Raw genomic sequence first — 15,265 nt, 5'->3', positions numbered from 1 at the left:
GGCGGGGCTTCTGACGGCCCGGTAGACCGCCGCCGACGGGCGCTGTGAGCTCCCAGGGGTCGAACCACGGGTGGGCCACCGCTCGGCGGCAGCCATAGGCGGGGTAGGCGGAAGGCGCCCTTCCGACCAGCGCGTCTGCGCGCTCGACGAACTCGGCGTCCGCCGGACCCGCCCCACCGGACCACGTGCCTCGCCGGTCGCGGAGAACGGTGGTTCTCGGTGGCGGCGCGCAGTGGTGTGGCCGGCGGCATGGGGCACCGCCCCGTTCCGGCTCGCCGCGCCGCGGTGCGCGGCTTTCCCCGCGGAGCGGTGGCCAACTCGCCCGCAGGGGAGGCGTCGTGGTACTCGCCGTCGCGGCCGCCCCCGGCTCCGCCACACCGGCGGGCCGACCGCGGCCGTTTCGCCCGCCTACCAGCCACCGGCGGTCCCTGCGGGACGGGGACGCACTCCGGTCCCGTGTTCCCCGCAGACCGGCCACGCCTGCCGGAGCGACTCGGTGACGGTCTCCTGCGCCGCATCCGCGACGACGGTCGGGACCGTCGTCGGATCGTCCGGCTCCGGCGGGTCGCCCTCCTCCAGGTCGCACGCGTCGACCGGGTTGCCGTGCCCACGGCCGTCCCGCATCGCCACGTGGACCCGACCCCTGCCGATCCCGGCCAGGGCCGAGGCCGACGTGCGTGAATTGACGCACCGAGGCGTCATCGCGGCCGGGCCGCCCCTCACACTGCGACGCGGATGGACCTTCTTGTGGTGCTCGCGCAGGACCTTGTGGAAGAAGCCCGGGTCGGAGCCGCCCTGCTCCGTCACCGCGGCGAACACCGGCGAGCAGGGGCCGTATCTCGCCGACGGGTCGGGTGATGGTGGAGCGGTCGACTGCGAACCAGCAGGCCAGCACGGCGTGGGTGGCCCCGTGGCGAAGGTGCACGAGCCCGTCAGAAGGCGTAGCGCACCCGCAGCCACGGCGTCCGTTCCGCGATCATGCCGGTCAGCGCCTCGACGGCCTCGTGTTTGACCGGGGTGCGATAGCGGACGTTCAGCGCGCCGTTCTGCGACCTCTTGGGCTGTTGGAGGTCCGGTTGCCACAGGACGTCCTCGGCGCGCGGGTGCCAGCCGAGGTTGACCCCGTGCAGGTCCTCGTTGTGGGTGAGCATGATGATCTCCGCCGCGGCCTGTTCCTTCACCCGCCGCGGGAGCATGTCGTCCATCATCCGCAGCAGCTCGTCCCAGGCGTCCCGCCACCCGGGCCGGACGACCACCGGCGACAGGTTGAAGTGCACTTCGTACCCCGCGTCCAGGAAGTCGCCGGCGGCCTCCAGGCGGGCGGGGACGGGGCTGGTGCGGATGTCGAGGAGCCGGGAGTCGTCCGGCGGCATGAGGGAGAAGCGGATCCGGGTGCGCCCGCGGGGGTCGAGCCGCAGCAGGTCGGGGTTGACGAACTTGGTCGCGAAGGAGGCCTTGGCGGTGGGCCAGCGGCGGAAGGCGTGGACGAGGTCGGCGGTGTTGTCGCTGATCAGGTCGTCGACCGCGCAGTCTCCGTTCTCGCCGACGTCGTACACCCACGCCCGCTCGTCGCACTGGTTGGGTTCCTTCTTCGGTCCGGTCGCGGCGATGTGCCGGCCGATCGCGGCCAGGACCCGTTCGACGTTGGTGAAGACGGTGATGGGGTTGGCGAAGCCCTTGCGGCGCGGTACGTAGCAGTACGCGCAGGCCATGGCGCAGCCGTTGGACAGCCCGGGGGCGATCCAGTCGGCGGAGCGGCCGTTGGGGCGGACGGTGAGGGAGGAGCGCTCGCCGAGGACGAGCGTCTCCCGCTTCACCCGCACCCAGTGCTCGACGTTCCCCTCGTTGCCGTGCAGGTGCGGGATGCGCCAGTGCGAGGCGGTCTCGACGAGCCGGGCGCCGGGGAACCGCGCGATGATCTGCCGCCCCCGCCAGGACGCCGCGGCGCCCGGTTCCGCGTGGATCTCCGCCACCCGCAGCAGTCGAGCCGCCTCGGGCCCGTCCCGGAACGCCCGGTCCTCGCGCGCCCCGGCCGGCGCGGACGCGGCGACGAGCTCCGCCACCCCGAACAGCCCTTCGGCCTCCCCGTCCGTCTCCTGAGGCCGCCCCATGCCCGCTCCGCCGCCGATTCCGATTCCGATGTCCTTGCCCCAGTCTACGAGCCCCGCCCTTCACCCCTTCCGGTCGGACGAGGGCCACACGTACGGGAGGTCGTCCGGCACGTCGGGGAAACGGCCCCGGTAGTGCGCCGGGTCCTTGCGCACCAGCGCCGAACGGTGACTGCGGTGGAACGCCGGGTTCCCCAGCCACGGCGGCAGCTCACCCGCCCGTGCGAGCTCCGCCTGCTCGCGCACCGTGCCCGAGGGTCGCCAGGCACGGTAGTCGTCCAGCAGGGTCACCGCGCAGGTGTCGGCCCGCCCCTGCCCGGTCCACACGGCGCAGACGTCCAGCCCGTACCGCACCAGCGCCTCCTCGTACCCGGCCCACATCCGCACCGCCGGGTGCCGCCGCCACCCGTACGTCGGCACGGTCAGCCCCCGGAACACCTGCAGCGCCTCGACGCGCTGTTTCCCCAGGCGCTTCGGGTCCAGCACGGCGGCGGAGGCGGAGAAACTCTCGTACGGAAGAAAAGTCTGCATGCACACCTGCTCCCCGTCCCCGGCCCCGCCTCCTCGGCTCGATGAGCGGAAACTCCACATCTGCCCTAATTTGTGGGTGAATGTTCATCCCGGAAAGGAGTCGACCCATGGCGGACAAGGCCAAGGGCAAGATGGAGCAGGCCAAGGGCAAGGCCAAGGAGGCCGTCGGCAAGGCGACCGGCAACGAGCGGATGCGGGCCGAGGGCAAGACCGATCAGGCCAAGGGCAAGGCGCGAGAGGCCGCGGGCAAGGCGGAGGAGCAGGCCAAGGGCGTCAAGGACTCCCTCCGGGACCGCCGGAACCCCTGAGGGTCCTCCTTCGGGTTCGAGGCACCTCGATGAGCGAGCAGCCGGCCCGCCCGCCCCTCCCACGGGGCGCGCGGGCCGCCGCATGTCCACGGACAGCCGACAGGTCTCACGGGCACACGGAGAGGACGACGGCACTCGCGCACCAGCAGGGCCTCCCGCCCGGCGGCAGGGCCCACGGCGGCAGGGCCCGCGGCGAGAGAGGGCCCGCCTCCTCCCGGCCGGGGGGGACCCTCCGAAGGCCGGCAGGGCGGCGACCTTCCCACCGCGGCACCGTCCCGCGACCAGCGCCCCGCCCGCCCCCGTCCCCCTGGCGGTGACGGGGGGCATCGGCGGCATCCGGGCGACGCCCGGGGGAGCGGAGGGCGCCCGCCGCGCACCCGTACCGCTCGGCACGCGGTACGCGTCGGGCGTCGGCCCGCTCAGGACGCCGGGGTCGCAGCCGGGGCGACGGCCTCGGGGCCGCCGCCGGGGCCCGGCTCCGTACCCCCGTCGGGGTCGTGGCGCGGCGGTTCGGACAACTGCTCGCGCACGTACCCCCACACCACCGCGATGAGCGCGGCGACGGGCACGGCGAGGAGGCTGCCGACGATGCCGGCCAGGCTGCCGCCGAGGGTGACGGCGAGCAGGACGACGGCGGCGTGCAGACCGAGCCCGCGGCTCTGGATGATGGGCTGGAAGACGTTTCCCTCCAGCTGCTGCACCACCACGATGACGGCGAGCACGAGCAGGGCGTCGGTCAGGCCGTTGGAGACCAGGGCGATGAGCACGGCGACGAACCCGGCGAACAGCGCGCCGACGATCGGCACGAAGGCGCTGACGAAGGTGAGCACGGCGAGCGGCAGGACGAGGGGGACGCCCAGGACCCACAGGCCGATGCCGATGAGGACGGCGTCGAGGAGACCGACCGCCGCCTGGGAGCGGACGAAGGCTCCGAGGGTGTCCCAGCCGCGTTCGGCGATCGTGGTGGCGTCGGTGGCGAGGCGGCCGGGGAGCTGACGGGCGAGCCAGGGCAGGAAGCGCGGCCCGTCCTTGAGGAAGAAGAACATCAGGAAGAGCGCGAGCACGGCCGTGACGACGCCGTCGACGACCGTGCCGACGCCGGTGGCGAGCGTCGTCAGCATGGAGCCGACGCTGTTCTGGAGGCGGTCGGTCGCGGTGTCCAGGGCGCCGGTGATCTGGTCGTCGCCGATGTTCAGCGGCGGCCCCGCGGCCCATGCGCGCAGGCGCTGGATGCCCTCGACGACTCCGTCGGTCAACTCGCCGGACTGCGAGGCGACCGGTACGGCGATGAGCGCGACGGCCCCGGCGGTGACGGCGAGGAAGAGGACGGTGACCACCGAGGCGGCGAGCGCCGGCGGCCAGCCGCGGCGTCGCAGGAAGCGGGCGAAGGGCCAGGTCAGCGTAGTGATCAGCAGGCCGATGACGAGCGGCCACACGATCGACCACATCCGGCCGAGCAGCCAGATCATCACGGCGGTGCCCAAGAGGACCAGCAGCAGCTCCGCCGATATGCGGGCCGAGGCGCGCAGTGCGGCACGGCTTCTCGCAGGACTGAGAGAGGCAGACATGCCGATCACCCTAGAGCCGTCCGAGCGGCCCCCGCGCCCGCGCCCCGGCCCTCCGCGCCCGCGCCCCGGCCCCCCGCGCCTGCGCCCCGGTCCTCCGCACCGGGGCGGCGGGCACCGAGGGGTACGGCGCGGCCCCGGCCGCTCACGAGGGCGTCCCACCACGATGGCGGCCTGAGCGGCTACACCCGCTCTGGGGACACCCTGATCCCGGTCGGCTCGAGTTCGCGGATTGTGGTCCACACCGCCTGTCCGGTCAGCGCTCGGGCCCATTCTTCGAGGTCTGCTCCGGCATCGTGGAAGAACCACGAGGGGAAGCTTCCCGGGGCGTCCAGGGCAGGGGTGGGTCCGTGTCGGAGCTCGCAGTGGACCTGCACCCAGTGGTCGTGATCACCGTCGCTGCCGGAGACCTCGAACTGTCGGGTGAGGCCCGGCGTGAACGTCGCGGGACCGTCGAACGCGGAGGTCCCGTACGGGAACAGAAGGCCGTCGGCATCGGGTGCGTCCGGGACGTGGAACAGCTGACGGCCGAAACGGAGGAAGGCGAACCAGACGCCTTCCGGGACCGGGTCGGCAAAGGCTCGGGGACCCGGTTCACCCTCCAGCAGTCCCACGGCCTCATCCACCGACGGTCTCCGCGTCACGCCTGCCCTCCTCTTCCCCCACAGCCGGGCTGATCCCGCTCAACCCGGTGAGCCTTCCCGGTCAGAGCACTGGACCTGCCTCCCCGAACTTGCGCGGGCGACAGTTCCGGGCCGGTGGCCGTGCCGTGCGGCGTGGGTTCGGAAGCCGAAGAAGCCCAGACCGTCGACCCTGCACCCGGTGCCGATCTCTTCGAGCGTCCAGCAGGGGTCGGAGTGGTCGTCGATGGCGACGCCGCCGGCTTCGAGGACGTGTGACACGAGGGCGCGGATCTCGGCAGTACCGTCCATGTGGCTGGAGACGCTGACCAGCAGGGCCCAGCCCGGGCGATGGCCGAGCGCGGAGTCCAGCAGGCGTACGTCCTCGGGAGTCCAGCCGGGGAACAGGTGATCGTCCTGCTCGTCCATGAGGTCGATGAAGAGTTTCCCGTCCGACCAGTACCCGCCCCTGCCGGGCATCAGCCGGTCGAGCCGTGCGGCTGTCGCGGTCGACTCTCCAGCGGGGAACAGGAAGACGCTGCGCACGGGCGGAGGGTGAAGGGCGACGCAGGGCTTCGGCCAGGCAGTTTCGCCCCGGTCGTGGATCGCCTTCGCCGATGGCGGCATTGCGAGCGGCTCGCTGAACGCGCTCTTTCCGAGTCGGCGGCGATGACCGCGAGTCGGACGGGCCCGCGCAACGGCGAAGCTCCTGGTGGACGGGGTCTCGGCCAGGATCACCCGTGTCTGCCGGGAGCTTCGGGGGCTTGTCCGCCCCTCGGCGATCGATCTGTCCCGCCGCACTCCGCGGTTCCTGACCGGGCGACTGAAGGCCGGGCGGCAGGAGTTCGGTACGCGTTGGCGGCGGCTTCCGCGTCGCGCCAGGCCCTGCTCGCCCTGGCTCACCTGCGATGCGGACGATCCGGGAGAAGGCGTTCGCCCTCTTCGACGGCACCCTGCTGCCGATCGACCGCCTCGCCGCCGACACCCCCTATCGCTTCGGGACGCACAAGCGCCACGGCATGAACGCGCAGGTCCTCACCGATCCGTTCGGACGGCTGCTCCGGGTCTCGCCGGCTCTGCCCGGCTCGCCTCACGACCTGACCGCCGCGCGACACCAGGGGATCGTCGAAGTCCTCGCCGAAGCAGGCCTCGGATGCCGGGCGGACAAGGCGTACCAAGTCGCCGGCAATCCCGCCCGCGTGCCGGTGCGGGGCCGGCGCCTCAAGCGGTGGAAGCGCCGCCACCACACCACCCGCGCCGAGATCCGCTGTCTCGGCGAGCAGCCCATGGCCACCCTCGGAGGGTGGCGCCTCCTGCGGAAGCTCCGCTGCAGCACCACCCGCATCACAGCGATCGTCCAGGCCGTCCTCGTCCTCCACCACGCCACGCCGTGAGGTGGGAAAGGGCTCAGTCCATGGAGGAAGGGGACCGTGTCAGCCGGGGTGCCACCCCTCAGCCGAACCGGACTCGGACCGGAAAGAGACCGGAAAAGCTGGTCGGGACTGGGAGGGCGTGGGAAGGAACCGGGAGTCGCACCGCATGACCCCTCTCGTGCTGCTCGACGCGGCCGGGGGCGCCCGCTTGGGTAAAGGACCAGGTCAGGCGCCCTTTCTTGTGCCCCTGGAAGTAGCCGAGCTTCTTCGGCGAGTAGGACACCAGCAGGTTCTTCGTCTGCTGGTGGTACAGGAGCCCTGAGGCGCTGACCTGCAGGGATGGTGGCGTTGAGGCTTTCGACGAGCGAGATGGTCCGGGAATGGTCCGGATCTTGGTGTTTGCTTAGGTGTCCTGTGAGGGAGCAGCAGATGCTGGGGCCGACGTGGAGCGGCCCGGGTTGTGGTGGAACTTCGTGGGCCGCAGCCACGAGGACATCGCCGAGGCCCGCGAGGAGTGGGAGAAGGCCTCCGACCGCTATGGCCCCTTCCAAGCCCGCCGGCATGCCAAGGCCAAGCAGGCGTGCTGCTCGCCTCAACCGCTGAACCCGGAGCCGGCACCGTACCGGTTGTACGTTCATGCCGTGGCGCCGGTGTTTGTGGGAGCAATCGGCCCGGCCGTCGCCGACCCGGTCGCACTCGGCGGGAGTGCCGTCGAGCAGGATGGTGTCGGGTCCGTGGTCGCGCAGCGTCTTCCGCAGGCCCGGAGCACCTGCGGCGAGCAGGTCGACAATCGCGCCGGTGCAGGCATGCGCGGTGGACTCACTGGTCCCGAACCCGTCGGCGACCTTCGCCGGAGTGATGTGCTCGCGCAGATACACCGGCGCCACCATCGCGCGCTGGGACGGACGGAGCTTGCGGCGCCGGTCGCCCTCGCGGGTGGCGATCAGCATGGTGACCCATTCGGCGATTGCGTGCGGCAGGTCGAGTGCGGTTCGATGCATGACCGACGAGGCCCCCGAGCGACGTGATGGAGACGTCAGACGTCTCGATCAACAGCTCGGGGGCCTCGCGCGTTGTGTTTCACGGGTCGGCACCCGGTCGGTGGCCACATCGACGGAGCTCGTCGATCGCGATGCCCGCGCTGATGGCCGTGAAAGGGGAACCGACCTTGCGTCCGTCGGCAGTTGTGCCGTTGCCGGCCCACGTCCTCGTGGGGCCGCCGGACAGCCGGTGTGACGCCTGTCGGCCGGCTGTCCGGCGGCGGACGCCTACATCAGCGGGCTTGCGCGCCGAAGCGGGTGCCGACGTTGGGCAGGCCGCCGGTGCCCGGCTTGTACGCGGTCACCGGTGCGACCGTTCCACCGGTGACGGTGTTGGACATGGGCAGGGCGTACAGGGCGCCGAGGCCGGGTCCGTAGGGCATGCCGACGTAGAGCTTGGTGCCGGTGTAGTGGATGTTGCGGCCCAGGTACTGGTTGGCGCCCGGGGTGCCGGGGATGCCGTCGCCGTCTCCGGCCTCGATCCAGCGGTCGTTGGTGCCGGCCGCTGCGACCAGGGAGAAGGTGTGGACGGCGCCGGCGTTGGCGGTGGTGCCGAGGGCCTCACCGGGGGCGCCGACGGCGAGGCGCATGGTGGCGGCGGTGCTCACGGCACGGGGCGCGGTGTTGACGGCGGTCAGGCTCTCGCCCATGCGGTCGCCGGCTTCGGCGGTGCCGGAGACGTCGTCGTCGGCGGTGCCCTGCCACAGCTGACGCGTCTCGCTCCACGTGCCCGCGGTGGTCACGCGACCGACCACGACGCGGCCCGCGTCGGCCTTCTGCGTGGCGCCGCCGTCCGTGGACATGGCCTCACCGGGCGAACCGATCGCGAGGATCGACTCGTTGGCGGTGGACGAGCCCGAGGGGCGGTAGTCGGTCAGGGAGAGCGACCAGGCGAAGTCGTCGTTCGCCTCGGCGCCGCCGGAGACGTTGTCGAGGTCCTGGTCGAGGCCGAACAGCGGCTTGGGGTGACCGTCGGCGTGCAGGGTGTGGCTGAACACCGCGAGGTTGCCTGCGGCGGCGTCGCCACCGATGACCTCGTTGGGTGCGCCGATCGCGATGTGGTTGGAGTCGGCGGCCAAAGACGTGCTGAAGCCGTCGTTCGTCTCGGCCGAACCGGGGACGTCGGTCTTGTCCTGGTGGATCGCGACGTTGACGGATCCGCGCAGGTAGAAGGCCGCACCGGCCTTGGCGATCGTGCCCACCTTCTCGCCGGGCGCCGAGACCACGATGTAGGGCTCGCCCGCGGCGGTGGTGCCGGCCACGATGTTGTCGCCCATCCGGTCGCCCGCCTCGGGCGTGGCGGCCTTGATCGCTCCGTCACCCGCACCCTGCTCGAAGTGGGTGCTCTTCAGAGCGCCGGTGCCCATACCGCCCGGGGCGCCGTACAGGATGTCGAAGAAGCCCGCGTCGGCGGCGGTGCCCACGTCCTCGAGGGTGGTGCCGACGACGAGGTCGGTGTAGCCGTCCTCGTTCCAGTCGACGGTGTCCATGGAGTCACCGAACCAGTCGCTCTGTTCGGCGCCCCCCGCCACCCAGTCGAGGTCCTGGTTGATCTCGGCGACGCCCTTGCCCCCGCCGTACACGATCCGCACCAGACCCGCGGTGGTGTCGGTGCCGACCGTGCCGCCCGGGTCGGCGATCGCGATGTCCTCGAGACCATCACCGTTGAAGTCCACGATCCGGGTGGCAGCGACCTTGCCGTCGATCCAGGACTTGAGGTCGTCGACACGGGAGATGACACCGGCCGTGGAGGTCTGCGCGGGGTCGATGCCGTAGCAACCTCCCTGCGAGGACTTGCTGTTGATTCCGACCAGCTGGCCGGCGCGTACGACTGGGCCTCCCGCGTCGCCCATGCAGACGGCCGCGCCGTCCTTGCCGGTGACGGTCGCGGAGGTGGCGGCCGCCGAGTCGACGGTGTAGGCGGCGGTGTGCAGCTTGAGCGGTGCCCACTCGGTCTTGTTACGGCCGTAACCGGCGAACTTCAGCTCTTCACCCGCTGCCGGTGCGGACGTGGCGAGCGCCACCGGAGTGACGCCTGCGACCGGCCTGTTGAGGCGGGCCAGGACGACATCGCGGTCGGTACGCGGGACGAGTTCGACCACGCGCCGCTCGGCACCCTGGGCGCCGGACAGATCGGAGCGGCCGATGATCGCGGTGGTGCTCTTCTGCGGGGCTCCGGCCGGGACGGCGAGCGAAGCGGCCGGGTCTGCGGCGAAGCAACTCGCCGCGGTCAGCAGCCATTCGGCGTCCACGAGGACGGCGGAGCAGCCGCGGTCGTGCGGGCCGACGGTGATCTGGGCCGTGTAGGCGTAGGTGGTGTCGGAGTCGGCGACGGGCGTGCCGGTGACTGCGGAGGCGGGTGGGGCGCACAGCGCCAGCGGAGCCGCTATCAGGGCTGCGCCGAGCGTGGCCAGGCGGAGACCTCGGGAGTGCTGCATGAGTTGTTTCCTTGCTGCGGGATCCAAGGGGTGAACAGGCGGTCCGACGTTCCTACTTGGAGGTGCGGATCTCGACGAGCATGTGGTCGCGGCCCTCGGGGTCGGCACTCTCGCCGACCGCGGTCCAGGTGTTCTTGGCGACGTCGAAGGACTTTTCCTCCGTACCGACCGTCATGTCGACCTGGGCGCTCTGGTCGACGCTGCCCTTGACGGCGTACACGGAGGGGATCTCAAGCGTCAGCCAGCCGCTGTTCCCGGTGACCTTGAAGCAGATCTTGTCCTTGCTGCGGGCCCAGACCTCGAGCAGTCCGGTCTCGCCGGCGCAGTCGGCCAGCACGATGTGCCCGTCGCCCCGCTTCAGGACGATGTTCTTCTCGGCGAGGATCTTGTCCGCGTTCGGGTAGTTGTAGTCCTCCACGGCATAGCCGGGTGCCGCGTCGGCCACGGGGGCGGTGTTCTCCGTCGGCCGACCCGCCGACGAAGTCGTCCACAGCACGGCCGCCAGGCCGGCGGTACATGCCGTCGCAATGATGCGAGTGACGAGTTTCATGTGCAGTTCCCTCTTGTGAATCAGGTGCCTCATCCCCTTCTTCTATGCATGGCGACGCGTCCCGACCGGGCGCCTCCACGCTGTTTCAGGGAAATGCGAGCAAGTCCTGGGGGCAGCCGGGATGACGGCTGCCAAGTATTTCCGCGCAGGCCGCTTGAGCCCACCTGGCGAGGTGTGCAAATTCGCCCAGGCGAGCTGAAGCGGCTTTCTGTGGCGCTTCATTCAAGAGCTCGATCCCTCCACATGTCCAGCAGGGCAAACCGGAAGCGATCATGCAGTGTTGGCCAATTCGCCCGCTGAGACGGCCGGCTTCACGAAGGTTGTAGGGACGGCCGTGAAGGAATCGTGAAGATCCAGAGGTGCAACCTTCGCGAATGTGTGGGGTTACACGCGCGAATAGAAATTCCATCGAGAGAAGTTTGGGTTCGAAATTTCCAATTTGCTGGATGGGTTGCGCTTTGCGATCCGTCATGAGCAACAGAGTCGATTGTCCGGGAAAACGGAACAATTGCCACGGATCGAGCCGTAGAACTGTACCCCGCATTGCCATCCAATTGACGTTTAACTGAATGGGTGTTGGGATCATGCTGCTTCGACGCCCGGACAGCGCCTGCGCGCTATTTGCGCATCCGTCTGGGCAATGCGGCGGGAGGGCGGCACCGTGCCGCGCCATCGGGGTGAGCACGGGTCGGACAGACACAGTGAGAGTGGAAAGGAGTCGTGATGTCACAGCAATCACGGCAGGGGTTGAGTAGGCGTCAGGCGCTGGCCATTTTCACCGGGGTGGCGGCCGGCAGCGTGCTGTCCAGCGGTGTGTTCGGGACGCGCCCGGCGTACGCGGCGAGCGGTTCGGGTGGCACGCCGGCGGTGCCCGAGGGATCCGGGCTTCCGGATACCGATCGCGGCAAGGTGGTCTGGGCGTACCGATCGGGCCGCCGGGCCGTCCGCACCGCGGCGGCCGCGGCGCTGGTCGGCTCCGCCGCGGACATAACGGATTTCCTCGTTCAGAAGGCACCTGTGGCCTGGGCCGAGGACAACAGGTTCGCGCTCACGGAGTCCCTGGCCACAGCGGGCTCGGCGACGCGCAACGCCATCGGTGCGGCGCTGTCCGGCGGGGACGCGGCGGTCGAGACCCTCCTCCAGGGCGGTTTCCAGACTGCCGTGGACGAGGATCTCAGGGTGGCCGTGAGTACGGTCCAGGCCCACGGTGCCAAGGCTGTGAAGCGTGACGCATCCGCCGCGCTGGCGGCCGATTCCCCCTTCGCGTTGCGCGCCTTCCTCAGTGATGGGCGGTTCACCGCGCAGGAGGAGGACGATCGTGTGCAGGTGATGACCATCCTCGCCTCAGGATCACCACAGGTGCGTGAGTACGCGGGTCGGGCCATGAACGACGGGTCGGCCAGGGCCATCCGGTGGTTCCTGGAGACGGGTCAGTACATCGCCCGGGCACGCGACGAGGAAGCGGCCACGATCCAGCAGTTGGTCGACGTCGTGGAGAAGGAAGGACGCCGCGCCAGTCTGAAGACCGACGAGGCTGTCGAGCTGTCCAACCAGGCGGTCAGTGCTTCCGAGAAGGCGAAAGCCTCGGCGTTGGAGGCCAAGGCCGAGGCCTTGGCCGCCGAGCAGGATGTCGCACGCTCGGCCAAGGCGGCGGGGAAGGCCGCGCAGGCGGCCAAGGGCGCGGCCGCGGCCGCGTCGACCGCGGTGTCCGCCTCACGGACGGCACAGGCCGCCGCACAGCGTTCGGTGGCTGCCGCCAATGCCGCTGCCGCGGCTGCGGCTTCGGCGGGACGCGCTGCGGCGAATGCGTACCGTGCGGCGATCGCCGCTTCCAAGGACAGGGCGATGGCGGGCGCGGCCAGCGCGGCGGCGGACGTCGCTCTGAAGCTGGTGAGCTTCGTGCGCACGGTGGCCGCCAAGGCGGAAATGGCGGCCTTGGCTTCCGACGCGGCGGTGCGGGCGGGCGACGCCGCCCGCAGCTCGGCGATCAACGCGGCCGCAGCCGCCGGCGCGGCGGCCGACGCGGCCGTGGCCTCCGGAGCGGCCCAGTCCGAGGCCGCCGCCGCGAAGCGGGCCGCCGCCGAAGCGGATGCCGCCGCGGCCCGGGCGACCCAGGCGGCGGGCAGGGCGCGGACCCTGGCCGCGCAGGCGGCCGCCGCTGCCCGCGCTGCGCGTGACGCGGCCAACAGCGCCGCCGATCACGCCGAGAAGGCCGCGGCCGCGGCCAAGGAAGCGGCCGCCCACGCCGGTGAGGCGGTCGACTACGCCAACCGGTCCACGCTGGCTGCCAACGCCGCTGTCGAGGCGGCGAACGCCGCCGCCGCCGCGGTCGTCAAGGCGCGGGACGTCGAAGCGGCGGCCCGCCAGGCCGAGGCCGACAGTCTCGCCGAGGAGACCAGCGAGGCGATCGAGCAGGCACGGCTCGCGGCGCAGGCGGAGTTGAACGAGCTCGAGCGGTTCAACCGGGAGCGGACCCAGGAAGCACGCCTCTCCGAAGAGCTCCGGGCACTCATCAGCGCTGCGGAATCCGCACTGCAGAACGGCACCGTCGAGCAGGCCGCGGCGGCCGGGCGCAAGGCGGCGGTCCGCCTCCTGGAGGGCGCGGGGACCTGGACCCGTCAGGCGGCGGAGTACGCGCTGGCCGGTTCGGACCAGGACGTCGTCAACTGGATCTCGACCGACCGCGTCCTCGCGCTGCAGCAGGACAACGTCGAGAACGTCGGGGCGCAGGCCGCGACATCGACGCAGGCCGTGGCCACGGCGGCCGCGGCGGCTCTGAAGACCGAAGACCACGCCAAGATCAAGGCGTTCCTGGAGACCGGAGCGATCGAGGCGGCTGCTGAGGACAACCGGGTCGAGGTGGCCAGGATCCTGGCCGACCCCAGCAGCGGCACGAGGGTGCGAACCGAGGCAGCGGCCGCATTGGACGCGGGGACCGCCGAGGCCCTGCACACCTTCCTGTGGGTCGGCCGCGAGGCGGCCGTACGCGAGGACGACCGGGTGGCGGCGTCCGCACTCCTCGCGAACGGAGGCCCTTACACCAAGGCGGCGGCGCAGATCGCGCTCGAGGGCGACACCTTCATGCTCCGCCAGTTCATCGCCACCACCCAGTACGAGATCGCGCGGATCGATCACGATCGCGCCACGCACATCAGCGCTGTCCGTGCGTCCATCGCACGCGCTGCCAAGATCGCGGCGAATGCGCAGGAGGACGCGGCCTATGCCTCCAAGGCGGCCGCCGAGGCCCGCAACGCCGCCGCCGAGGCCACCGAGTGGGCCAACCGCGCCAAGGGTTACGCCGAGGACGCGACGAAGTCCGCACAGGAAGCACGTGACAACGCCGATGCCGCAGAGAGGTCCGCGGCCGAAGCGGCGAATTCCGCCCAGACCGCGAGCAACGCAGCCGCCGCGGCAGTCAAGGCGAGCAGCGTGGCACGCAAGGCCGCGACGCGAGCCGTGCGGTCCGCCGAGATCGCCGCGCGCTACGCCACGGACGCCGCGATCTCGGCGACGATAGCTCGCAAGCAGGCACTCGAAGCCGGCAAGGACGCTGTCGCCGCCGCGCAGGCCGCAACCCAGGCCTACATTCTTGTTGCCCAGGCCGCGGTGCGCGAGGCGATCCAGAAGGCGATCGACAATGCGACCGTTCCCGTCGGCGACGACAAGGGCGAACTTCCGGTCGGAGCCGAGAGCTGTCTGACGCCGTTCGGCAAGCCCATTCCGTCCGGAAACGGCAATAACCCGTTCGAGCTGGGGTGGAGCTGGCTCACGGGGGGCGGCGATCGATCCCAGTGCTTCGGCCCGGACGACGGGTTCACCAAGCTCTACCGCGAGCACCCCTGGACCAGTAAGACCCTCGACTACTTTGCTGGTCGGGTGCAGTCCGGGGACTACACGCTGGGTCACACGTACATGTACGACTACAGTCTCGGTGGCTTCCAGGGCCTGAAGTGGCTCAGGGACATCGGGGCCACGCAACCGGCAGACGGGTTCCTGACCGGGTACACCGGAAACTTCGCGTACGCGTTCCTGGGCTCACAGCAGATCCGGATGACCCCCATCCGGAAGAACGCGGACGGCAGCGTGGTGTGGCGGTACACGGCTTACAGCGCGCAGAGCTTCGAGTCCGCGACCCGTCCACCTGTCATCGGGTACCAGGACTGGTACAAGGACACCGTCGGCAAGGCCGCCAATGGCTTGATCGACTGGATCAGCGGCGACTCCGGGCCAGGGTCGACCATGACCATGGTGATCGAGTTCAATGTGACGCTGGGGCCGTAATGGGCAAGCTGAGGAGCGGCCGTTGGTTCGCCGCCGTCCTGGCCGCTGCCGCGGTACTCACCGCAGGCTGCACGGCTGAGGTCGACGCCGAAGACCTGCCCGGCGTCTACCGTGACAAGGAGACCGGCGGCGAGATCCGGCTCGATTCCGACGGCACGTTCACCGCCACTGGTCTGTCGACAGACGCGAACACCGACCCCGAAGACTTGCACGGCCACTGGGACTTCGTCGACGGCGGCTCCTTCAGCGACGACTTCGTCTACCTGGACATCGCCGAGCGTGGCATCGGTGAGGTCTCCGGTGTCCAGCTCTACGCGCGCGGTGGAGGGAAGGTGGCGTTCAGCCGTCCGGACGGGTCGTGGTCTCTGGTGCTCACCAAGAGCACGGAGAGTTAGAAGCGTGTCTCAGCCGGTCATGGAACGTGTGGGTCGAACAGGCTCCTGGTCGGGTG

General features: G+C 70.8%; 11 protein-coding genes and 3 pseudogenes. 4 read left to right on the top strand and 10 right to left on the bottom strand.

Translation table 11 applies throughout. The annotated features are described in order from the left end of the window. Window positions 1–408: 408 nt before the first annotated feature. The 4 genes and pseudogenes from ACFW6A_RS15430 to ACFW6A_RS15415 form a co-directional block, all read right to left on the bottom strand. Complete coding sequence (locus ACFW6A_RS15430; RefSeq protein WP_386640949.1) at window positions 409–807, bottom strand: hypothetical protein; 399 nt, start codon at window positions 805–807, stop codon at window positions 409–411. A 25-nt stretch (window positions 808–832) separates the two neighbouring features. Further along, window positions 833–925, bottom strand: a pseudogene (locus ACFW6A_RS15425) (transposase family protein); the annotation flags it as partial. Between the two features lie 7 nt (window positions 926–932). Next, the gene (locus ACFW6A_RS15420) at window positions 933–2,111 is read right to left on the bottom strand and encodes a spore photoproduct lyase family protein (RefSeq protein WP_351845480.1); all 1,179 of its coding nucleotides are present in this window, start codon (window positions 2,109–2,111) and stop codon (window positions 933–935) included. Between the two features lie 60 nt (window positions 2,112–2,171). Then, a complete protein-coding gene (locus tag ACFW6A_RS15415; RefSeq protein WP_351845478.1) occupies window positions 2,172–2,639 on the bottom strand; it encodes an MSMEG_6728 family protein in 468 nt (155 codons plus the stop codon). Between the two features lie 107 nt (window positions 2,640–2,746). Between ACFW6A_RS15415 and ACFW6A_RS15410 the strand changes: the two genes are divergently transcribed. Beyond that, window positions 2,747–2,947, top strand: coding sequence for a CsbD family protein (locus tag ACFW6A_RS15410; protein ID WP_351845476.1), 201 nt, complete (start codon window positions 2,747–2,749; stop codon window positions 2,945–2,947). Between the two features lie 419 nt (window positions 2,948–3,366). On the opposite strand, the gene ACFW6A_RS15405 is transcribed toward ACFW6A_RS15410, so the two are convergent. The 3 genes from ACFW6A_RS15405 to ACFW6A_RS15395 form a co-directional block, all read right to left on the bottom strand. Further along, entirely contained in the window at window positions 3,367–4,515 is a 1,149-nt protein-coding gene (locus ACFW6A_RS15405) for an AI-2E family transporter (protein WP_351845474.1), read from the bottom strand. Between the two features lie 179 nt (window positions 4,516–4,694). Continuing rightward, window positions 4,695–5,126: a hypothetical protein gene (locus tag ACFW6A_RS15400; protein WP_351845472.1), complete on the bottom strand. Its 432-nt coding sequence runs from the start codon at window positions 5,124–5,126 to the stop codon at window positions 4,695–4,697. Window positions 5,127–5,195: 69 nt separating this feature from the next. Beyond that, a complete protein-coding gene (locus ACFW6A_RS15395) occupies window positions 5,196–5,678 on the bottom strand; it encodes a hypothetical protein (RefSeq protein WP_386640943.1) in 483 nt (160 codons plus the stop codon). 187 nt (window positions 5,679–5,865) lie between these two features. Here ACFW6A_RS15395 and ACFW6A_RS15390 point away from each other — a divergent pair. After that, window positions 5,866–6,526 (top strand): annotated as a pseudogene (locus ACFW6A_RS15390) (transposase family protein). Between the two features lie 599 nt (window positions 6,527–7,125). Here the strand turns inward: ACFW6A_RS15390 and ACFW6A_RS15385 are convergent. The 3 genes and pseudogenes from ACFW6A_RS15385 to ACFW6A_RS15375 form a co-directional block, all read right to left on the bottom strand. Beyond that, a pseudogene (locus tag ACFW6A_RS15385) lies at window positions 7,126–7,506 on the bottom strand (transposase family protein); the annotation flags it as partial. 272 nt (window positions 7,507–7,778) lie between these two features. Beyond that, entirely contained in the window at window positions 7,779–9,983 is a 2,205-nt protein-coding gene (locus tag ACFW6A_RS15380; RefSeq protein WP_351845468.1) for a trypsin-like serine protease, read from the bottom strand. 52 nt (window positions 9,984–10,035) lie between these two features. After that, window positions 10,036–10,533, bottom strand: coding sequence for a hypothetical protein (locus ACFW6A_RS15375; RefSeq protein ID WP_351845466.1), 498 nt, complete (start codon window positions 10,531–10,533; stop codon window positions 10,036–10,038). Window positions 10,534–11,256: 723 nt separating this feature from the next. Between ACFW6A_RS15375 and ACFW6A_RS15370 the strand changes: the two genes are divergently transcribed. Then, a complete protein-coding gene (locus ACFW6A_RS15370; RefSeq protein WP_386640939.1) occupies window positions 11,257–14,814 on the top strand; it encodes an ALF repeat-containing protein in 3,558 nt (1,185 codons plus the stop codon). Beyond that, window positions 14,814–15,209, top strand: a complete 396-nt coding sequence (locus tag ACFW6A_RS15365; RefSeq protein WP_351845462.1) for a hypothetical protein — start codon at window positions 14,814–14,816, stop codon at window positions 15,207–15,209. The genes ACFW6A_RS15370 and ACFW6A_RS15365 overlap by 1 nt, the downstream gene beginning before the upstream one ends. The last annotated feature ends 56 nt before the right edge of the window (window positions 15,210–15,265 follow it).

Source organism: Streptomyces sp. NPDC058758 (genome assembly GCF_042746075.1).
In the GTDB taxonomy this organism is placed as follows: domain Bacteria; phylum Actinomycetota; class Actinomycetes; order Streptomycetales; family Streptomycetaceae; genus Streptomyces.
This window is presented reverse-complemented; position numbering and strand designations above follow the sequence as displayed.